Consider the following 21,016-nt stretch of genomic DNA (forward strand, 5'->3'; position numbering starts at 1 on the left):
CATCATGCGCGGGCGCCCCGCGCGTGGCCGACTACGGCGCGAGGATGTCCAGTTCGGCCATCGCTCCGCTGGCGATCTCGCGGGTCAGGGCCTCGGCGCGGGCCGCGTCCCGTTCCCGTACGGCCTCGGCGACGCGGACGTGCAGGGTGACGGCGGCCGGGTCGGGGTCGGTGAACATCACCTGGTGATGGGTGCGGCCGGTCAGTACCTCGGCGACGACGTCGCCGAGCCGGGCGAACATCTCATTGCCGGAGGCGCGCAGGATGACGCGGTGGAAGGCGATGTCGTGGACCAGATAGGCGTCCAGCTGCTGGCCGCGCGAGGTGGCGACCATGCCCAGGGCGTGGTCCGTCAGCTCGGCGCACTGCCCGGGCGTCGCGAGGTGGGCGGCGAGGCCCGCCGCGACGGGTTCCACGGCCGAGCGCAGCACGGTCAGCGAGCGCAGCTGGCGCGGGCGGTCGGCGCCCGCGAGGCGCCAGCGGATGACCTGCGGGTCGTAGACGTTCCACTCCTCGGTGGGCAGGACCGTCACCCCGACCCGGCGCCGGGAGGCGACCAGCCGCATGGACTCCAGCACGCGTATCGCCTCGCGGATGACCGTGCGCGAGACGTCGAAGCGCTGCTCCAGCTCGTCGGTGCGCAGCACGCTGCCGGGCGGGTACTCGCCGGCCGTGATCGCGGGCCCGAGGGATTGCAGCACGCGCGCGTGCAACCCCTGCCCCTGGTTCTCCATGCGCTCAGCCTACGGTTTCCGCCGGCCGGCCCCGGCCGCGCGTGCGATATCGCGAGAGCCAATTAAGTATGACTTTTAAGTCACGGGGTCTTGAATACGTCGTACTTATGGGCTTGAGTGTCCGCATCGCCAAAGGCGTCGAGGTCAACGAGGACAGCGAGGTAGCGATGCAGGCCCCCCATCCCCCTGTCGTGGCCGTCATGGGCGTGTCCGGCACGGGCAAGACCACGGTCGGCCCGCTGGTGGCGGACGCCCTCGGCGTCCCCTACGCCGAGGGCGACGACTTCCACCCGCCCGCGAACATCGCCAAGATGAGCGCCGGCACCCCGCTGGACGACGCCGACCGCGCCCCCTGGCTCGACGCCATCGGCGCCTGGGCGCACGGGCGCGCCGGACGAGGGGGAGTGGTGAGCTGCTCGGCCCTCAAGCGCGCCTATCGCGACCGGCTGCGTGCCGCGGCCCCCGGCATCGTCTTCCTCCACCTCACCGGCGACCGGGCACTGATCGCCGAGCGGATGGAGGCCCGCAAGGGGCACTTCATGACCACCCGGCTGCTGGAATCGCAGTTCGCGGCCCTGGAGCCGCTGGACGCGGACGAGGTGGGCGTCGCGGTCGACGTCGCGCCCGACCCGGACGCCATCGCCCGCCGGGCGACGGCCGCACTGCGGCACCTCTGACATCTTTTTCGGCCCCCCTTCCCCTCCCACCTCTTCAGGAAGCCCCGTGAGCACTCTCAGCGTCGAGATGCTGGCCGCGGCCCCCGCCGAACCGATCACTTCGGCAGGTCACGCACAGCTGGGCATCGCCGTCCTCGTCGGCATCGCCGTCATCGTCCTCCTCATCACCCGCTTCAAGCTGCACGCCTTTCTGTCGCTGACCATCGGATCGCTGGTGCTCGGCGCCGTCGCGGGCGCACCGCTCGACAAGGTCATCACGGGCTTCACGACCGGGCTCGGCGCCACGGTCGCGGGAGTCGGCGTGCTGATCGCGCTCGGCGCGATCCTGGGCAAGCTGCTCGCCGACTCCGGCGGCGCCGACCAGATCGTGGACACGATCCTGGCCAAGGCGGGCCGCCGCTCGATGCCGTGGGCGATGGTGCTGATCGCGTCCGTCATCGGGCTGCCGCTCTTCTTCGAGGTCGGCATCGTGCTGCTGATCCCGGTGGTGCTGCTGGTCGCCAAGCGCGGCAACTACTCGCTGATGCGCATCGGCATCCCCGCGCTCGCCGGGCTGTCCGTGATGCACGGCCTCGTGCCGCCGCACCCCGGCCCGCTCGTCGCCATCGACGCGATCGGCGCGAACCTCGGGGTGACGCTCGCGCTCGGCGTGCTCGTCGCCGTGCCGACCGCGGTCATCGCGGGCCCGCTGTTCTCCCGCGTCGCCGCCCGCTGGGTCGACATCACCCCGCCCGAGAAGCTGATACCCCAGCGGCCCTCGGAGGACCTCGAACGCCGCCCGGGCTTCGCGGCCACCGTCGCGACCGTGCTGCTGCCGGTGGTGCTGATGCTGGCCAAGGCGCTCGTCGACATCGTCGTCGACGACCCGAAGAACCACGTCCAGCGGGTCACCGACGTCATCGGATCACCGATGATCGCGCTGCTCGCCGCCGTTCTCGTCGGCATGTTCACCCTCGGCCGGGCCGCGGGCTTCGGCCGTGACCGGCTGGCCGGGACCGTCGAGAAGTCGCTGGTGCCCATCGCCGGCATCCTGCTGATCGTCGGCGCGGGCGGCGGATTCAAGCAGACCCTGATCGACGTGGGCGTCGGGCAGATGATCCTGGACTTCTCCGAGGACTGGTCCGTCTCCGCGCTGCTGCTGGCCTGGCTGATCGCGGTCGGCATCCGGCTGGCGACCGGCTCGGCGACGGTGGCCACGATCTCCGCCGCGGGACTGGTCGCCCCGCTCGCCGCCGACATGAGCACGACCCACTCCGCCCTCCTCGTCCTGGCCGTCGGCGCGGGCTCGCTGTTCTTCAGCCACGTCAACGACGCCGGATTCTGGCTGGTGAAGGAGTACTTCGGCATGGACATCGGCCAGACGATCAAGACGTGGTCGGTGATGGAGACGATCATCTCGGTCGTCGGGATCGGCTTCGTGATGCTGCTGTCGCTGGTGTTGTAGGGGGTAGGTGGCGGGGGGGATTGCCCCTCCCCGCCCCTTCCCGATTCTTGTCCTCAAGCGCCGGACGGGCTGGGTGTGCCGTGTCCCCAAGCGCCGGACGGGCTGGGTGTGCCGTGTCCCCAGGCGCCGGACGGGCTGGGTGTGTCGCCTAGCCCGACACCTCCGACACCTGCGCCAGGTACGGCGCGACGTCCGCCGGGTCGTCCGTCGCCAGGCCCACGTAGCCGTCCGGGCGGATCAGGAACAGCCCCGAGCCGTAGGCCGCCTTGGCGTGCCCCTCCGTGTCCAGCAGGTCCGCCGCCGGGCCGCCGCTCACGCGGTACGTGCGTATCCACGCGGCGTCCGGCGCCGCACATTCCACGTCACCCACCGCCAGCAGCGTGAAGTGCGGGCCCCGGAAGGCATCGAAGAGGCGGACGGCCGTGCCCGAGGCGTCCACGCAGGGCGCGTCGGGGGCGCGGTCACCCGCCCGCAGGGCGCCCTCGGGCAGGCCCCGGCGCAACTCCCGGGTGAGGGGGCTCTCGCGGTAGTTGAGGGTCAGCTGGTGGGTCTCGCGGCCGCGCAGGCTCGGGCCGCCGCCGGTCTGGTCGGCCTGGTGGACGCTGGTGGACAGGCGGAGCACGTCGGCGGCGACCCGCGTCCGCTCGGTGTCGTAGGTGTCGAGCAGCGCGTCGGGCGCGCCGAGCCGCAGCACCGCGCCCAGCTTCCAGCCGAGGTTGTACGCGTCCTGGACGCTGGTGTTCAGGCCCTGGCCGCCCGCCGGGGAGTGGACGTGCGCCGCGTCCCCGGCGAGCAGGACCCGGCCGGTGCGGAACCGCTCGGCCATGGCGGCCCGCGCCCGGAAGGCGGAGGCCCACCGCACCTCGCCGGTGCGCACTCCCGGATGCCCGGTGCGCTCGGTGATCAGGCGGGCCAGGGCCTCGGGAGTGGCGTCGCGGGACGGGTCGGGCTCGTGGGAGGTGTCATTGAAGCCGGCCATGACCTGCCAGGTCTCCACGTTCTCCAGCGGGCGCAGGGCGAGGATGCCGCCCTCGGCGCGGGGCCACATGTGCCAGTGGTCGCGGTCCAGCAGCTCCCCTTCCACCATCACGTCGGCGATCAGCACCGCGCGCGCGTCGACCTGCTCGCCGGTGAAGGCGATGCCGAGCGCCTTGCGGACGGTGCTGCGCCCGCCGTCGGCCGCGACCAGATACTCCGCCCGTACGGTCTGCTCGGCGCCGCCCGCGTCCCGCAGGGTGGCCGTGACGCCGTCCGCGTCGTGCTCGAAGCCGGTCAGCTCGGTGCCGAACTCCACCCGGCCGCCCAGCTCTTCGAGCCGCGCGGTGAGGATCTCCACCGTGCGCCACTGGGGGATCATCAGGATCTCGCCGTAGGGCACGCCGGGCGACGGCTCGGCCGGCTCGACGATCCGCTGCTCTCCGACGCGGGTGGTGCCGTCCCAGATCCGCACGATCGGGCACGGGCCCCCGGCGGCCCACAGAGCGTCGATCGCGCCCAGGTCGTCGAGCACCTCCTGGCTGCGCGGCTGGATGCCGGTGCCGCGCGAACCGGGGAAGCCGCGCTCGGAGCGGTCGACGATGCGGTGCCGGACGCCGCGCCGGGCGAGGTCGATGGCGAGAACGAGACCGGTCGGCCCGGCACCGGAGATCAGGACCTCGGTGGCGGGGCTGGTCGGGGGCAGGCCCATGAGAGCCTCCTTAACGTCGTTAAGTTCGCTGTTCCCCAAGCCTGAACTGAACGGCGTTAAGCTGTCAAGGTGGCAACTCGAATCGACCGCGCCCTGGTGGCGGACACCGCTCTGCGCCTGCTGAACGAGGTGGGCCTCGAAGGGCTTACGCTGCGCAGGATCGCCAAGGATCTGAACGTCCAGGCTCCCGCCCTCTACTGGCACTTCAAGAACAAGCAGGAGCTGCTGGACGAGATGGCGACGGAGATGTTCCGTCGGATGCTCCCGAAGCTGGCGCTGCCCGAAGGGGCGCCCTGGCAGGAGGGCATGGCGCACGCCGCCCACGTGCTGCGCCGTGAGCTGCTCGGCTACCGCGACGGCGCGAAGGTCTTCGGCGGCACGCGCTTCACCGACGACTCCTACGCCGGGACCCTGGAGTCGTTCCTCCAGGCCTGCCTCGACGCGGGCTTCACCTCACGGGGCGCCGCCCGCGCCTGGTTCACGGTGAACACCTACACGATGGGCTACGTCATCGAGGAGCAGTCCGTCCACCCCGTGCCGGGGGAGCGCGACCCCGCCTACGACCAGGCGCTGCGGGAGGGCCGCCTCGGCGACTCCCCGCTCGCCGTCGAGGCGGGGCACGAGTTCTTCGACGACCTCGAAGCGGGGTTCGACGACGGGCTGCGCGCCGTCATCGCGGGCGTCGGGGTGACGCTGCTACCGGCTCCGGCCGGGCAGGAGTGAGCCGCGCAGCAGGGGTGTGAGCCGCTGTTCCACCCAGCGGTGCAGCACCCACGCCACCAGCAGCATCAGCGCGATCGTCAGCGGGAAGGCCGCGTAGGAGGGGATCCGCAGGCCCCGGTGGAGGCCGCCGATCACCACCCACCCCAGGTGCTCGTGCACGAGGTAGAAGGGGTACGTCAGCGCGCCCGCGACGGTCAGCCAGCGCCAGTTGGCCCAGTGCAGCCTGCCCACGGCGACGGCGGCGACGGCCGCGTAGCCGACGGCGACGACGGCGATGATGACGTACGGGGAGCGGTAGGAGAAGTACTGCGGGCCCGGCGGATGCCACAGGCCGGTGACCGCGTAGTGCTGGCCGATCAGGAAACTGACCGCCACGATGCCCCAGGCGAGGGCGTCGTGCCCGAACCGGTGGATCAGATACAGTCCGATGCCGCCGATGAAGAACGACGAGTGCTCGGGCATGACGACGACCCGGAGCACCTCCACGTGCGAAGCGGTCGTGACGACCGTCGCCAGCGTCCACACCGCGCAGAAGAGCACCACCCGGCGGCGGGTCGCGCCCGGCAGCACCACGAAGAGCGCGAAGAGCGCGTAGAAACGCAGCTCCGCCCAGAGCGTCCAGCACACCCCGAGCACCCGCTGCGCGCCGACCGGCTGTTGCAGCATGGTGAGGTTCACCAGGAGGTCGCTCGGGGAGACCGTCCGGTACGCGACCCACGGCAGCGCGAAGGCCAGCGTGACGAGCGCGATCGCCGCCCAGTACGCGGGGTAGAGCCGAGAGACCCGCGAGGCGAAGAAGGAGCGCAGCGGGCGCCCCCAGCCGCTCATGCAGATCACGAAGCCACTGATGACGAAGAAGATCTGCACCCCGAGACAGCCGTACGCGAAGACGCCCGACAGCGTCGGGAACTCCCGGCGCGGCGACGCCCCCCACGCCTGCTCGACCTCCCCGCCCCGGCCGCCGTAGTGGTACAGCGCCACCATCAGGGCGGCGAGCAGCCGCAGACCGTCCAGGGCCCGGAGGCGGCCCTTGCCGCGAGCGGGCGGGGAGGCGGTTGCCGGTGGGGCCGGGCGGGCCGTCCGGGCGTCCGGCGGTGCGGCGGGCAGCACCGCTTCGGACGTCACCGCCCGTTTCCGTTCCGGGTCCGGCCCGCCACGGCAGCACGCTGTCCGGGCAGCCGCAGCGCGAGGCGCCGCTGCACGGACCGCGCCCGGCGGGCCACCTTCCGCACGGTGGGATTGCGCGGGAGGAAGGCCAGTTGGGAGGGGACGGCGCCCGGCAGGGCGAGGGCGGTCAGCCGGCGGCGCTTGAAGTAGCGCCGGGTGCCGGCGTCGAGGTGGTCCGCGAGATAGCGCTCGGCGGCCGGGCGCAGCGCCGGGTGGATCTGCGGCTGCATCGCGAAGCCCACGGCGGCCAGCAGCCCCGACAGCCGCTCGCCCGGCAGCTTGCCCGGCGTCCAGCCCGCCACCGTCTCGGGCCGTTCGAGGTCGGGCAGCAGCGCGTCGACGAGCGTGACGGGCACACGGTTGCTGTTCTGGTACGGGCTGAGCCGCTCCAGCAGCAGATCCGTGCCGACCCGCGCCACGGGCAGCCCGTAGAAGGTGCTCGCGGTGAGCAGCGCGGTGGAGAAGCAGCCGACGACGAGGGCGGGGCGCGACCGGCGGAAGACCACCTCGGCCAGGACGGGGGTGCCCAGGACCGTCAGCGCGACACCGAGCCGTCCGGCCTCCGTCTCCAGCATCCGCGACCAGCGGGCCGGGGCGCTCGGGTGCGGCTTGAACACCAGCTCGCGGTGGCCGAGGGCGGCCGCGCCGCGCAGCATCCGCACATGCAGCCGCTCCTCCTCCTCGGGGGTGAGGATGTCGATCGCCGACAGGTACTGGCCGAGCAGCAGCGCGGCCCCCTCGGGGGCCTCGACCAGCGGGGTGGCGTCACAGAGCTCGGCCAGCACCTTGGTGAAGACCTCGGCCGGCACGATCTCCGCCGGGACGCCGAACTCCGAGAGCAGCAGCGGCCGCAGGCCCGGCACCAGGTCGAGATGGAGCAGCCGCCGCACGCGCCCGCCCACGAGCGGATCGAGCTTGTTGCGGGTGGGGCCGTAGCTCATCAGACCGTCGGCGTAGACCTCCAGCGGCGCGTCGGGGAAGAGCTGGGCGACCGCGAGGGCCGGGTTGACCTGGAGGGATTCGACGACGAGTTCGACGTCGTCGGTGCCGAGCCCCCACAGCAGCCGCAGGTGCCGCTCCCACAGCGGGACGTCGTCCGGCCGGGGCGACCAGCCGCCGGGGTGGAAGGGCCTGATCGTCTCGTTCCAGGACAGCACCCCGTCGAAGCGGGCGCGCAGCCGGTCGAAGCCGGGCGCCTCGTCGAAGGCGGGGGTGGTCTCGGGCGTCGCCGCGTTGTTGGCCACCAGCAGCAGCCGGCGGTCGGCGCGGGGGAACTGCTCGGCGTCCAGGGCGGCGGCGAGCGTCGCCGCCCCGTACAGCGTCGAGGCGAGGAAGATCTGGGTGCGCCGGCGCTCGGCCATCAGCCGGTCACCTCCGCCGGAGCGGGGCGGCGGCGGAGCCTGCGCAGCCGGGCCGCGCGATCGTCGTCCATGGAATTCAAGGCGTCCTTGAGGAGATCCTGGGGCATTCGCCGCAGGGCGGCCGCGCTCTTCGAACGCAAGGTCCGGGCCACGGCCGGTTCGAATCGTTCGATGGAACCGAGATGGTGGGAAATGATCGCGCAATAGGTGCGTACGGCTTTCGGGAGCAGGATCTCGGCGTCCGCGTCGCGCGAGGTTTCGTCGATTACCTGATCGAATGCGCGAAGGAAATCGAGTTGCCGCACATCACCGATCTGGGTCAAGGAGGACGCGACCCCGCGCCGGTAGAAGACACCGAGCAGCCCGGCGACCGCGAAGGTACGCGCCTCGCGGTGCAGCCGCCAGATCCAGGGCCGGTCCTCGGCCGTCCGCAGCCCGTGCCGGAAATGCAGCAGCCCCTCGTCCAGCAGCCGCCGGTGGTAGATCCCGGCCCACGCGTAGGCGTAGTCCACGGACGTGGAGCGGTCGGCGGGCAGTATCGCGTCGCGCGGGCTCAGCACCACACCGCGCCTGCCGTGCGGCACGCGGTGGACCGTCCGGGCGCGGGCCGTGCACTGCACGTGGTCCGTACGGACGAATTCCACCCCCAAACCCTCGATGACGTCGAGCAGTTGCTCGTAGTAGCCCGGCGCGAGCCAGTCGTCGCCGTCGAGGAAGGTGATGTATTCGCCGCGCGCCCGTTCCAGCCCGGTGTTGCGGGCGGTGGCGAGGCCGCCGTTCTTCTCGTGCCGCACGAGCACGGCCCCGGGCAACTCGCGCTCGGCGCGCCGGAGGATGTCCGGGGTCTCGTCGGTCGAACAGTCGTCGACGAGAATGAATTCGAAGTCCGCGCGGGCGTTCGCACGCAGACTTCTCAGTGTGTCGGGCGCGTAGGTCTGCACGTTGAAGAACGGCACGATGACGGAGAGCTTAACCACTCGGGTGACGTTAGGTGGCCCCCCGGCATTCGTCTTGACCTATGGCGTACGCGGAGGTGAACGAAGAACGGCGGAATGATGAACCCGCCACGGACGCCAGTCGATTCGCCGTCCGGCGGTGTGCTGTTTACCGGTTGTTGAACTCGCGTTGGGCAACGAAACGGAATGGATTCCTATCGTCGGCCACGTGCCACAACGAACCGAATCCCCGCCGCGCGTCGCCGTGCTCGCCGATTCCGACACCCGGTGGAAATGGGGTGCCCTCACCGCCCACCGCCTCGCCCCGGACGCCGCCCGGCTCGACGGCTATCTGCTGCGCGGCCGCGCCACGCCGACCGTCCGGCAGCTCGCCGAGGTCGGCGTGCGGGCGGACGCCCTGCGCGAGGTCACGGGGACCGAGTTCGTCCAGGCGATCGACCGCAGGCGGTACGACATCACCGTACTGGCCTGCGTCGGCGGCGCCGTCCAGGCCATGCTGCACGGCCTGGCCCGCGCCTGGGACGGCGCACCGGCGCGGCCGGTCGTCGCCACCGGGTACGTGGGCGTCGTCTACGAGAAGCTCGCCGACGGACTGCTGCTGCGGCACGGCGCGGACGTGGTGCTCGCCAACTCCCGCCACGACGCGTGGCGGTTCCGCGAGGTGTACGCGGGCGTCGGCGCCTCGGGGGAGAGCGTCACGGAGTGCGCGCTGCCGTTCCTCGGCGGCGAGCGGTACACGGCCCCGGCCGGCTCGGAGGGGCCCCGCACCGTGGTGTTCGCCGCCCAGCCCTCCGTCCCCGACAACCGGGCCGACCGTACGTACCTGCTGCGCCGCGCCGTCCGGCACGCCCGGCGGCACCCCGGCCGGGAGGTGCTCATCAAGCTGCGCAGCAAGCCCGGTGAGCACACCACGCACATCGAGGAACTCCCGTACCAGAAGCTGGCGGCCAAGCTGCCGGGCGGCCTGCCGCCCAACTGCCGTCTGGTCTACGGGCACATGGGCGAGGTCCTCGACCGGACCGACCTGCTGGTGACCGTCAGCTCCACGGCCGCCCTGGAGTCCCTCCACCGCGGCATCCCGACCGCCGTCCTCACCGACCTCGGCATTCGCGAACCGCTCGGCAACCACCACTTCCTCGGCTCCGGCTGCCTCGCGTCCTGGGACCAACTCGACGCCGGGCACCTGCCGGTGGCCGACCCGGCGTGGACCGCCCGCCAGGGCGTCGCCGCGGACGGCTCGTACGCCACCGCCTTCGACGCGGCGCGGAAGCGGATCACGGAGCTGGTCGCGGCGGACACGCTGCCCCCGCTCGCCCCGTACTACACGCCCGAGACCGCCCCTCACTACCTGCCCGCCATCCTCGCCCGCCACGGCCTCGACCCGCAGGGCCGGCCGCTGCCCGGCGCCGCCCGGGAGCCCGGCGAGCCGAGCGCCGTGCGGCGCGCGGTGCGCGAGGCGGCGCGCGGCGCGTACCGCCACGGCGTCCAGCGCGTCGCCCCCGCCATCCGCCGGCTGGGGGAGCTGTGAGGGCCGGAACACCCCACGACCGCAAGGAGACCGCCATGTCCGCCGCCCCGTCCGGCCCCGCCGCCGTACTGGCCGTCATCCCCGCCCGCGGGGGATCCAAGGGCGTGCCCGCCAAGAACCTCGCCGCGGTCGGCGGAATCCCGCTCGTCGCCCGCGCGGTACGGGCCTGCCGGGCGGCCCGCCTGGTCACCGACGTCGTGGTGTCCACCGACGACGCCGCCATCGCGGCCACCGCGCGCGGCGCGGGCGCGGTCGTGGTCCAGCGCCCCGCCGTGATCGCGGGCGACACCGCGACGAGCGAGGCGGCGGTGCTGCACGCGATGGACGCGTACGAGGCCATGCACGGCACCCGGGTCGGCACGGTCCTGCTGGTCCAGTGCACCAGCCCCTTCCTCACCGGCGAGGACATCGACGGCGTGGCCGCCGCGGTACTCGAACAGGGCGCCGACAGTGCCCTGACGGTGGCCCCCTTCCACGGCTTCGTGTGGCGGGAGGGGGACGACTTCGCAGCCGGCGAGGAGGCTGCCGCGATCCCGCTCGCGCGGGGCGACCGGCCCGCCGGGCCGGAGGCAGCCACGGACGTGCGGGCCGGTGCCGGGCCGGCGTCGGGGGACGAGCTCGCCGTGGTGCCCGGCCCGGCCCGGGGGGATCAGGACGCCGTGCCCGGCGCGACGCCGGGTGGGCCGTTCGCCGTCGGGCACGGGGATACGCCGTCGGCGGGCGAGCTCGCCGTGGTCCCGGGATCCGCCGGGAGCGTGGCCGCGCCGGGGCCGGGTGAAGGGCGCCCTGCCGGGCAGGGCGATACGCCGTCCCCGGCCGGCTACGCCCCGCCGCAGGCCGGGGCCACGCGGCCCGTGGCCCCCGCCCGCGGTGATCAGGGCGCCGCGCCCGGGACAGCTACGGACGCGCGGGCCGGCGGGCGCCCGCCCCAGGTCACGGACACGCGCGAGAGTGCGGTTGCCCGGCCGACGTCCCCCATCCCCGCCGCCGGAGGCCACGGCGTCAACCACGACAAGTCCCACCGCCCCCGCCGCCAGGACCGACCCCAGGACCTGCTGGAGACCGGTGCCGCGTACGCCATGCGCGCGGACGGGTTCCGCAGGGCCGGGCACCGGTTCTTCGGGCGGACCGAGCTCGTGCGGACCGATGCCGCCCGGGTGCTGGAGGTCGACGACCCGCACGATCTCGCGCGGGCCCGTGCGCTCGCCCCGCTGCTCGACGTCCCCGGGGCCGGCGCGCTGCCCACCCGTGACGACGTCGACGCGGTCGTCCTCGACTTCGACGGCACCCAGACCGACGACCGGGTGCTGATCGACTCCGACGGGCGCGAACTCGTCGCCGTGCACCGCGGCGACGGGCTCGGTGTCGCCGCGCTGCGGAAGGCGGGGCTGGCGCTGCTCATCCTCTCCACCGAGGTGAACCAGGTCGTCGCCGCGCGGGGCCGCAAGCTGCGGGTGCCCGTGCTGCACGGCATCGACCGCAAGGACCTCGCCCTCAAGCAGTGGTGCGAGGAGCACGCCGTCGCACCCGAACGCGTGCTCTACGTCGGCAACGACGTCAACGACGTGCCCTGCTTCGACCTCGTCGGCTGGCCCGTCGCGGTCGCCGACGCGCACGACGTCGTACGCGGCGCGGCCCGCGCCGTCACCTCCGCGCCCGGCGGCCGCGGCGCCGTCCGCGAGATCGCCTCCTGGCTCCTCGGCCCGTCCCTCTGACCGTCCGACCGTCTCACCCCAGACCGCAGCACTCACCCGAAACCCGAAGGAAAACGGCCTCCATGAGCCCCACGCTGTCCACCGGCACCGTCCGGAACACCCGCATCCTCGGCGACAAGGCGGTCGGCCCCGGCCACCCCGTCTACATCACCGGTGAGATCGGCATCAACCACAACGGCGACCTGGAGAAGGCCTTCGCCCTCATCGACGCCGCCGCCGACGCCGGCTGCGACGCCGTCAAGTTCCAGAAGCGCACCCCCGACATCTGCACCCCGCGCGACCAGTGGGACATCGAGCGCGACACCCCGTGGGGGCGCATGACCTACATCGACTACCGCCACCGCGTCGAGTTCGGCGAGGAGGAGTACCGCCGGATCTCCGAGCACTGCGAGCGCCGCGGCATCGCCTGGTTCGCCTCCCCGTGGGACACCGAGGCCGTGGCCTTCCTGGAGAAGTTCGACGTCCCGGCCCACAAGGTCGCCTCCGCGTCGCTCACCGACGACGAGCTGCTGCGCACCCTGCGCGCCACCGGCCGGACCGTCATCCTGTCCACCGGGATGTCGACCCCGCAGCAGATCCGGCACGCCGTCGAGGTGCTCGGCAGCGAGAACATCGTGCTCTGCCACGCCACCTCCACCTACCCCGCCAAGGCGGAGGAGCTCAACCTCCGGGTGATCAACACCCTCCAGGCCGAGTACCCCAACGTGCCGATCGGCTACTCCGGCCACGAGACGGGCCTGCAGACCACCCTGGCCGCCGTCGCCCTCGGCGCCGGCTTCGTCGAGCGCCACATCACGCTCGACCGGGCCATGTGGGGCTCCGACCAGGCCGCGTCCGTCGAGCCCGGCGGGCTCCAGCGGCTCGTGCGCGACATCCGGGTGGTCGAGGAGTCGCTGGGCGACGGGGTCAAGAAGGTGTACGAGAGCGAGCTCGGGCCGATGAAGAAGCTGCGCCGGGTGCCGGGCGTCGTCGCCGAGGCCGGCGGGTCCGATGACCGCAAGCCCGTAGCGGTCTGACGGCCACCACGGTGACCTCTCCCGAGGGGCCGGTCCCCGGCCCACCCCCGGAGGCGGCCCCGGCCGCCCGGCCCGGCCGCTTCCGGGGCCGCGGGCCCGCCGCCGAGCGGGCCACGGCACGGACCCTGGCCTTCGTCGAGAGCCCGGTCCAGCTGCTGAACGTCCTCGAATGGGCGCACCACCACACCGGTGCGGCCCGCCCGGAGCACAGCCCGCTGTGCGACGGCGTACCGCGCCAGAGCGCCGGGCGGGCGACGCCCCCTCTCCCGGACGACGCGGACGACGTCGGCGGGCTGCTCCTCGTCGTCCTCGCCCCGCACGACCCCATGACCCGGGGGCAGCTGCGCCGGATGGCCGAACTGGCCCGGGAGCAGGGGTACCGGGTCCGCTGGGAGGAGGCGCGGGGCGGCCCCGGGGCGCCCGCGCACACGATCGGGGGGCTCGCCGGGGCGCTGCGCAAGGCGCGCCGCGTCGTCATCGGCGACCCGTTCTCGCGGTACGTCCAGCTGCTGTTGATGATCACGCGGGCCCGGGAACTGGTCGTGGTGGACGACGGCACGGCGACGATGGAGTTCGTCTCCCAACTCGCGCGCGGCGAACGCCTCGTGCGCTGGCACCGGCGCGGCGGCCGGGGGGCGCGCGATGTCGTCTTCGCGCCTGTGTCTGCTTCCGCGCGCCGGAAACTCACTCCGAACACCCGCAGAACCGTCGAGGTGTTCACCTCGATGCCCGTCGAGGCACCCGCCGGGGTGACCGTCACGGCCAACGACTTCGCCTGGACCCGGGCCACCTTCGGCCCGCCCCGGCTCACGCGTGGCACGGACCTGGTCGGAACGTCCCTCGTCGAGACCGGGGTCGTGGACGCGGAGGCCTATCTGGAGGCCGTCGCCGCGCTGGCCCGCACCCATGGCGCCACCCGCTACTTCGCACACCGCCGCGAGCACACCGACAAGCTGCACCGCATCGGCGCCCGGCTCGGTCTGGAGGTGGTACGGCCCGAGCTGCCGCTGGAACTGATCGCCCGCCGCGGCCCCATAGGGCGCACCGTCCTGAGCTTCCCCTCGACCGTGGTGCACACCCTGCCGCTCGCCCTCGTCGGCACTGGCGTCACCGTCGTGGTCTGCGACATCGACCCCGCCTGGCTCACGGAGACCGCCTCGCCGCGCGCCGAGGGTTTCCTCTCCGGCGTCACGGACACGGCCCGCGATGTGCGCAGGCTGCCGTATGCCCCTCTTTCAACGACGCAGGCCGTAAATACGGGTCATACCCCATAGGGAACCCATCCATGCGGCTGAACTTTTCTTGATCGGGCGGCAGTTGCCCCATTCGTGGCTCTACCCTTCGCAGGGTGAACCATCTGATGCCTTGCGAAGCCGAGCCCGATACCGCCGATGGCGATCTTCCCGGCGCGCTGCCCTCGGGGCTGCGCGCCGAACTCATCAACTTCCGGCGGGACTTGCATATGCACCCCGAGCTGGGGAACCGCGAGTTCCGTACCACGGCGGCGGTGAAGGCGAGGCTGGAGAAAGCGGGGCTCAGACCCCGCACGCTGACCATGGGCACCGGGATCGTCTGTGACATCGGCCCGGACATCGACACCGGCACCGGGGCGTGGGCCGGTGCCGGGCGGCCGATGCTCGCGCTCCGCGCGGATCTCGACGCGCTGCCCATCCCGGACACCAAGACGGTCCCGTACCGCTCGACCGTCCCCAAGATGGCGCACGCCTGTGGTCACGACGTGCACACCACCGCCGTCCTCGGCGCCGGTCTCGTCCTCGCCGAGCTGGCGGAGCGCGCCCTGCTGCCGCGCCCGGTGCGGCTGATCTTCCAGCCCGCCGAGGAGGTGCTGCCCGGCGGCGCGCTCGACGCGATCGAGTTCGGGGCGCTGGACGGCGTGGGCCGGATCATCGCCGTGCACTGCGACCCCAAGGTCGAGGTCGGCCGGCTCGGGCTGCGGGCGGGGCCGATCACCTCCGCGTGCGACCGGCTGGAGGTCTCGCTGGACGGCCCCGGCGGGCACACCGCCCGCCCGCACTTCACCACCGACCTGGTCACGGCCGCCGCCCGGGTCGCCACCGACGTGCCCGCCCTGCTCGCCCGCCGGGTGGACGCCCGTTCGGGCCTGGCCGTCACCTGGGGACGGCTGGAGGCTGGGCACGCCTGCAATGTCATCCCGCAGCACGCGGAACTGTCCGGAACTGTTCGCTGCCTGGATCTGAACGCCTGGCGGGACGCCCCCGACCTGGTGCACGCCGCGATCGACGAGGTCGCCACGATGCACCGCGCCAAATCGGAGATCAACTACGTCCGCGGCGTGCCCCCGGTGGTCAACGATCCCGAGGTCACGGGCCTGCTGCGGCGGGCCATGGCGGCCCGGCGCGGCACCTTCGCGATCGAGGACACCGAGCAGAGCCTGGGTGGCGAGGACTTCTCCTGGTACCTGGAGCGGGTGCCGGGGGCGATGGCCCGGCTCGGCGTGCGTCCCGTCGGCGATACGACCCGCCGTGACCTGCATTGCGGTGATTTCGACGTGGACGAGGGCGCGATCCAGGTGGCCGTGGAACTGTTCACCGCCGCCGCATTGCTGGATGGAGGGCGAATGTAGCCATTCGGGTCAAGACAGGTTCGCGACGATCCGATAACGGCTTTGAAGCACCCCTTTTATCTGCATCTACGCGCGTTACGATGCCCGCGAACCAGCGCCGACGGAGGCGCTTCGAGTGAAGGGGCCCCTCGTGCGCCGGGTATCCACAATCACTGTCGCGGGTTTTGCTACCGCGGCTCTCGCATTCTCCCTCACCGCCTGTGGTGAGTCCTCCACCGAATCGGGTGGCGGCAAGGACAAGGGCATCGGTCTCGCGTTCGATGTCGGCGGCCGTGACGACCACTCCTTCAACGAGTCCGCCGCCCGTGGCGTGGACAAGGCACAGAAGGAGCTGGGCGTCGGCGCCCGCATGCTGACCGCCAAGAACGGCGAGACCGAGGCCGAGCGCGAGCAGCGGCTGAACTCCCTCGCCGAGGCGGGTTACAACCCGGTCATCGGCGTGGGCTTCAACTACTCGAAGTCGATCGAGAAGGTCGCCAAGGACTTCCCGAAGACGACCTTCGCCGTGGTCGACTCGGTTGCCAAGGGCGACAATGTCGAAAGCATCACCTTCGGTGAGCACGAGGGTTCCTACCTCGCGGGTGTCGCCGCGGCCCTGAAGTCCAAGACCCACAAGGTCGGCTTCATCGGCGGTGTGAACAACGCACTGATCCAGAAGTTCCAGGCGGGCTTCGAGCAGGGCGCGAAGGCGGCCGACCCGAAGATCGAGGTCACTTCGCAGTACCTGTACCCGAACAACGACAAGGGCTTCAACGACCCGGCGGCCGCCAAGGACAAGGCCAAGGGCATGCTCGACTCGGGCATCGACGTGATCTACACCGCGGCCGGTCTCTCCGGCAACGGCTCGATCGAGGCCGTCGCGGGTCAGAAGGGTGCCTGGGCGATCGGCGTCGACTCCGACGCGTACCAGCAGCCGGGCCTCGCGAAGTACAAGGACTCGATCCTCACCTCGGTCGTCAAGAACGTCGACGTCGCGGTGTTCGACCTGGCCAAGAGCGTCAAGGACGGCAAGCCGCTGACCGGCCCGCACGCCTACCTGCTCAAGGACGGCGGCGTCTCGCTGGCCACCTCCGGTGGTCACATCGACGACATCAAGGCCAAGATCGAGGAAGCGAAGAAGAAGATCGCGGACGGTTCGGTCAAGGTCAAGACCTCTCCGTGATCCATGACCGGTTTCGACCGGTCCAGTAGGTCATGGGGCCCGGTACGAGAAGCGTTCTTCTCGTGCCGGGCCCGCGATGCGAGCCAACGCTACGCGCGTAGCGTGGCGTTGACGCGGTAGCGTCGCCCCCGCTCAGCCGGAGATCTTTCCGGTAGCCCGTCCTGCCGACCAGGCTTCCCCGCTCCCTTCCCCGAGGAGAGTGCGCCATCAAAGCGTCCAGTAGTACCGCCTCCGCTGGTACCGCCCCCGCCGTAGAACTCGCGGGCATCACCAAGCGGTTCCCCGGTGTCGTGGCCAACCACGACATCCATCTGTCCGTCCGCCGCGGCACCGTGCACGCCCTCTGTGGTGAGAACGGCGCCGGCAAGTCGACCCTGATGAAGATCCTCTACGGCATGCAGAAGCCGGACGAGGGCACCATCACGCTCGACGGCGAGCAGGTCACCCTGCACAGCCCCGGTGACGCCATCGCGCGCGGCATCGGCATGGTGCACCAGCACTTCATGCTGGCCGACTACCTCACCGTCCTGGAGAACGTGGTCCTCGGCGCCGAGAAGCTGCACGGCATCGGCGACAAGGCCCGCGCGAAGATCAAGGAGATCTCCGACGCGTACGGCCTCGGCGTCCGTCCCGACGTCCTCGTCGAGGACCTCGGCGTCGCCGACCGCCAGCGGGTGGAGATCCTCAAGGTCCTCTACCGGGGTGCGCGCACGCTGATCCTCGACGAGCCGACCGCCGTCCTGGTGCCCCAGGAGGTCGACGCCCTGTTCGACAACCTGCGCGAGCTCAAGGCCGAGGGCCTGACCGTCATCTTCATCTCGCACAAGCTCGGCGAGGTGCTCTCCGTCGCCGACGACATCACCGTCATCCGGCGCGGCACCACCGTCGCCTCCGTGGCCCCGAGTGAGACGACGCCCAAGCAGCTCGCTGAGCTGATGGTCGGCAGCGAGCTGCCCTCGCCCGAGACCCGGGAGTCGACGGTCACCGACACGCCGATGCTGAACGTCGAGGGGCTGCGGCTGTCCGCCACCGACCCCGACGGCGTCGTCCGGGCGGTGCTCGACGGCATCACCTTCACCATCCACAAGGGCGAGGTCCTCGGCCTCGCGGGCGTGGAGGGCAACGGCCAGGCCGAACTGGTCGAGGCCATCATGGGCATGCGGACCCCGAGCGAGGGCGTCGTGACCCTCGACGGCGCCGACATCACCAAGGCCCCGACCCGCAAGCGGCGCGAGGGCGGCATCGGCTACATCCCCGAGGACCGCCACCGGCACGGCCTGCTCCTCGAGGCCCCGCTGTGGGAGAACCGTATCCTCGGCCACGTCACGGAGAAGCCCAACAGCAAGGGCGGGCTCCTGGACAACAAGGCCGCCCGTACCGACACCGAGCGGATCGTCCGCGAGTACGACGTGCGCACCCCCGGCATCGAGGTCACCGCGGCCTCGCTGTCCGGCGGCAACCAGCAGAAGCTGATCGTCGGCCGCGAGATGAGCCACCAGCCGAAGCTCCTCATCGCCGCGCACCCCACGCGGGGCGTGGACGTCGGCGCGCAGGCGCAGATCTGGGACCAGATCCGCGAGGCGCGCCGCGAGGGTCTGGCGGTGCTGCTGATCTCCGCCGACCTGGACGAGCTCATCGGGCTCTCCGACACCCTGCGGGTCATGTTCCGCGGCCGTCTGGTCGCCGACGCGGACCCGGCCACCATCACCCCGGAGGAGTTGGGCTCGGCCATGACCGGCGCCGCAACCGGCCACCTTGAGCATGTCGAGGACGGCGGGGACGCCGCGACCGACACCGCTGCCGACAGCAACGACACGAAGCGGGAAGGGGGCGATTCCGCATGAGCCTCACCAAGAAGTTCGACAAGGACAAGATCGTCCTGGGCTTCGCCGCCCCGGTCCTCGCGATCGTGGCCGCGCTGGTCATCACCTCGCTGATCATCGTCTCCACCGGCAAGGACCCGTTCCACGCCTACCAGGTGATGGTCGACTTCGGGTCGAAGAGCGACAGCCAGGTCTGGATCGTCAACAAGGCGACCCCGTACTACCTGGCCGCGCTGGCCGTCGCCATCGGCTTCCGGATGAACCTCTTCAACATCGGCGTCGACGGCCAGTACCGCATCGCGGCCTTCTTCGCCGCCGTCGTCGGTGGCGCGATGGCGCTGCCGGGCATCATCCAGATCCCGGTCATGATCCTCGTCGCGATGATCGTGGGCGCGATCTGGGCCGGTATCGCCGGTCTGCTGAAGACCACCCGCGGCGTCAGCGAGGTGATCAGCACGATCATGCTGAACGCCATCGGCGCCTCGCTGATCGGCTACCTGCTCCAGGACGGGCGGCTCGCGGAGAAGGAGGGCAACCTGATCCACACGCCCTACCTGCCCGACTCGGCCCACTTCTTCGAGATCCCGACCATGCCCAAGCCGATCTACGGCTTCGTCGTGATCGCGGCCCTCGCGGGCGTCGTCTACTGGTTCGGTCTGAACCGCACCCGGTTCGGCTTCGACCTGCGGACGGTCGGCCGCTCCGAGTCCGCGGCGCAGGCCAGCGGCGTGAACGTCAAGCGCATGGTGATCACCTCGATGGTGCTCTCCGGCGCGATGGCGGGCCTCGTCGGCATGCCGACCCTGCTCGGCGTCTCGTACAACTACGGCACCGACTTCCCCACCGGCATTGGCTTCACCGGCATCGCCATCGCGCTGCTGGGCCGTAACCACCCCATCGGCATGGCGCTCGGCGCCCTGCTCTGGGGCTTCCTGGACCGCACCGGCACGCAGCTCGAGTTCGAGGGCTACGCGCAGGAGATCGTCGGAGTGATCCAGGGCGTCATCGTCCTGTGCGTCGTCATCGCGTACGAGGTCGTGCGCCGGTACGGCCTCAAGATGCAGCAGCGCAAGGTCGGCGAGGAGCTCGCCGCCCAGGCCAAGAGCGACAAGGCGGAGGTTTCCGCGTGAGTACGACTTTCACCGACGCGCTTGCCAAGGGCCTGTCCGGCAAGAACAAGGGCGAGCGGCGCAAGCTCTCCTACCCCGTGATCCTGCTGCTCATCGCGGGCGGGCTGCTGGTGCTCTCCCTCCTGCGGGCGATCACCGGCGCGGAGGACCTGACCTCCTCCGGCCAGTTCAGCGGTGCCCTCGGCGCGGCCGTGCCCATCGGACTCGCGGGCCTCGGCGGCCTGTGGGCCGAGCGCGCGGGCGTCGTCAACATCGGCCTCGAGGGCATGATGATGCTCGGCACCTTCAGCGCCGGCTGGATCGGCTGGCAGCACGGCCCCTGGGCCGCGGCGGCCGCCGGCATCATCGGCGGCGCGCTCGGCGGCCTCGTGCACGCGCTGGCCACCGTCACCTTCGGCGTCGACCACATCATCTCCGGTGTGGCGATCAACATCCTGGCGCTCGGCGTCACGCAGTACCTCGCCAAGCTCTGGTTCGGCGCGGAGGGCAGCGAGGCCCAGCAGGCGGGCGGCAACGACAAACAGTCGCCGGTCATGGACAACATGCCGCACTTCTCGATCCCCGGTCTCTCCGACTGGCTGAACACGATCGAGAAGAAGGACTGGTTCTTCGTCTCCGACCTCGCGGGCATCGTCGACGGCCTGGTCACCGACGTGTCCTGGCTGACGATCGTCGCGGGCGGCCTGTTCGTCGTCACGTTCTTCGTGCTGTGGCGCTCGTCCTTCGGTCTGCGCCTGCGCTCCTGCGGTGAGAGCCCGGTGGCGGCCGAGTCCCTCGGCGTCAACGTCTACAAGTACAAGTACGCGGCCGTGGTCGTCTCCGGCGGTCTCGCGGGCCTCGGTGGCGCGTTCCTCGCCATCGGCACGCACATGTACTCCGACGGCCAGACCGGCGGCCGTGGCTACATCGGTCTCGCCACGATGATCTCCGGCAACTGGCGGCCGGGCGGCGTCGCGATGAGCGCGGGTCTGTTCGGCTTCATGGACAGCCTCCAGCTGCGCTCCGGCGGCCCGACCGTCCACGCGCTGCTGCTGCTCGTCGCGGTGCTGCTGATCGGCTTCGCCGCCTGGCGGCTGCGGGCCGGCAAGACCCGGCCCGCGATCGTCAGCGCGGCCTTCGGTGTGGCGCTCATCGTCTGGTACACGATGACCAAGACCGTGCCGCTGGAGCTCGTCGACGCCACCCCGTACGTCGCGACGCTGCTCGTACTGTCCTTCTCCGCGCAACGTCTGCGGATGCCGAAGGCCAATGGCAAGCCCTATCGGAAGGGCGAAGGAAAGTGACCTCTC

The 21,016-nt window shown here is 71.7% G+C and carries 17 protein-coding genes and 1 pseudogene; 13 read left to right on the forward strand and 5 right to left on the reverse strand.

The window, feature by feature from the left end:
* Positions 1-31: 31 nt before the first annotated feature.
* Complete coding sequence (locus tag JO379_RS21210; RefSeq protein ID WP_209516418.1) at positions 32-733, reverse strand: FadR/GntR family transcriptional regulator; 702 nt, start codon at positions 731-733, stop codon at positions 32-34.
* A gap of 167 nt (positions 734-900) precedes the next feature.
* Between JO379_RS21210 and JO379_RS21215 the strand changes: the two genes are divergently transcribed.
* Together JO379_RS21215 and JO379_RS21220 are read left to right on the forward strand one after the other, a co-directional pair.
* Complete coding sequence (locus JO379_RS21215) at positions 901-1,410, forward strand: gluconokinase (RefSeq protein ID WP_209518785.1); 510 nt, start codon at positions 901-903, stop codon at positions 1,408-1,410.
* Positions 1,411-1,456: 46 nt separating this feature from the next.
* A complete protein-coding gene (locus JO379_RS21220) occupies positions 1,457-2,854 on the forward strand; it encodes a GntP family permease (RefSeq protein WP_130879545.1) in 1,398 nt (465 codons plus the stop codon).
* A gap of 148 nt (positions 2,855-3,002) precedes the next feature.
* Here the strand turns inward: JO379_RS21220 and JO379_RS21225 are convergent, their stop codons facing one another.
* Positions 3,003-4,541, reverse strand: a complete 1,539-nt coding sequence (locus tag JO379_RS21225; protein WP_209516421.1) for an FAD-dependent monooxygenase — start codon at positions 4,539-4,541, stop codon at positions 3,003-3,005.
* Positions 4,542-4,610: 69 nt separating this feature from the next.
* Here JO379_RS21225 and JO379_RS21230 point away from each other — a divergent pair, with 69 nt between their 5' ends.
* The gene (locus tag JO379_RS21230; RefSeq protein ID WP_130879547.1) at positions 4,611-5,264 is read left to right on the forward strand and encodes a TetR/AcrR family transcriptional regulator C-terminal domain-containing protein; all 654 of its coding nucleotides are present in this window, start codon (positions 4,611-4,613) and stop codon (positions 5,262-5,264) included.
* On the opposite strand, the gene JO379_RS21235 is transcribed toward JO379_RS21230, so the two are convergent.
* Genes JO379_RS21235 through JO379_RS21245 form a run of 3 tightly spaced genes read right to left on the reverse strand, consistent with a single transcriptional unit; the run spans position 5,238 to position 8,769 of the window.
* Positions 5,238-6,389 (reverse strand): acyltransferase family protein, encoded by a 1,152-nt coding sequence (locus JO379_RS21235; RefSeq protein WP_209516424.1) that lies wholly within the window; start codon positions 6,387-6,389, stop codon positions 5,238-5,240. The genes JO379_RS21230 and JO379_RS21235 overlap by 27 nt on opposite strands.
* Positions 6,386-7,792, reverse strand: coding sequence for a polysialyltransferase family glycosyltransferase (locus JO379_RS21240; RefSeq protein WP_209516426.1), 1,407 nt, complete (start codon positions 7,790-7,792; stop codon positions 6,386-6,388). Before JO379_RS21240 ends, JO379_RS21235 begins: the two co-directional genes overlap by 4 nt.
* Positions 7,792-8,769, reverse strand: coding sequence for a glycosyltransferase family 2 protein (locus JO379_RS21245; protein ID WP_209516429.1), 978 nt, complete (start codon positions 8,767-8,769; stop codon positions 7,792-7,794). Before JO379_RS21245 ends, JO379_RS21240 begins: the two co-directional genes overlap by 1 nt.
* 223 nt (positions 8,770-8,992) lie before the next feature.
* On the opposite strand from JO379_RS21245, the gene JO379_RS21250 reads away from it, so the two are divergent.
* From JO379_RS21250 to JO379_RS21295, 10 genes and pseudogenes are all read left to right on the forward strand, one after another.
* On the forward strand, positions 8,993-10,276 hold the full coding sequence (locus JO379_RS21250; RefSeq protein ID WP_207303990.1) for a DUF6716 putative glycosyltransferase: 1,284 nt from the start codon (positions 8,993-8,995) through the stop codon (positions 10,274-10,276).
* A 35-nt stretch (positions 10,277-10,311) separates the two neighbouring features.
* Positions 10,312-10,797, forward strand: a pseudogene (locus JO379_RS34190) (acylneuraminate cytidylyltransferase family protein); the annotation flags it as partial.
* Between the two features lie 9 nt (positions 10,798-10,806).
* Entirely contained in the window at positions 10,807-11,991 is a 1,185-nt protein-coding gene (locus JO379_RS33390; RefSeq protein ID WP_372449146.1) for an HAD hydrolase family protein, read from the forward strand.
* 62 nt (positions 11,992-12,053) lie between these two features.
* The gene (locus JO379_RS21265) at positions 12,054-13,007 is read left to right on the forward strand and encodes an N-acetylneuraminate synthase family protein (RefSeq protein ID WP_242626225.1); all 954 of its coding nucleotides are present in this window, start codon (positions 12,054-12,056) and stop codon (positions 13,005-13,007) included.
* A 125-nt stretch (positions 13,008-13,132) separates the two neighbouring features.
* A complete protein-coding gene (locus JO379_RS21270; RefSeq protein ID WP_209518786.1) occupies positions 13,133-14,281 on the forward strand; it encodes a hypothetical protein in 1,149 nt (382 codons plus the stop codon).
* Positions 14,282-14,367: 86 nt separating this feature from the next.
* Positions 14,368-15,612, forward strand: a complete 1,245-nt coding sequence (locus JO379_RS21275; RefSeq protein ID WP_209518788.1) for an amidohydrolase — start codon at positions 14,368-14,370, stop codon at positions 15,610-15,612.
* A 130-nt stretch (positions 15,613-15,742) separates the two neighbouring features.
* Entirely contained in the window at positions 15,743-16,774 is a 1,032-nt protein-coding gene (locus tag JO379_RS21280) for a BMP family lipoprotein (protein ID WP_130879552.1), read from the forward strand.
* Between the two features lie 206 nt (positions 16,775-16,980).
* On the forward strand, positions 16,981-18,618 hold the full coding sequence (locus tag JO379_RS21285) for an ABC transporter ATP-binding protein (RefSeq protein WP_130879553.1): 1,638 nt from the start codon (positions 16,981-16,983) through the stop codon (positions 18,616-18,618).
* Complete coding sequence (locus JO379_RS21290) at positions 18,615-19,727, forward strand: ABC transporter permease (protein ID WP_130879554.1); 1,113 nt, start codon at positions 18,615-18,617, stop codon at positions 19,725-19,727. The genes JO379_RS21285 and JO379_RS21290 overlap by 4 nt, the downstream gene beginning before the upstream one ends.
* Positions 19,724-21,010 carry an ABC transporter permease gene (locus JO379_RS21295; RefSeq protein ID WP_130879555.1) on the forward strand — a complete coding sequence of 429 codons (1,287 nt, stop codon included), beginning with the start codon at positions 19,724-19,726 and terminating at the stop codon, positions 21,008-21,010. Before JO379_RS21290 ends, JO379_RS21295 begins: the two co-directional genes overlap by 4 nt.
* The last annotated feature ends 6 nt before the right edge of the window (positions 21,011-21,016 follow it).

Origin of the sequence: Streptomyces syringium, from assembly GCF_017876625.1 — a bacterium.
In the GTDB taxonomy this organism is placed as follows: Bacteria; Actinomycetota; Actinomycetes; order Streptomycetales; family Streptomycetaceae; genus Streptomyces; species Streptomyces syringius.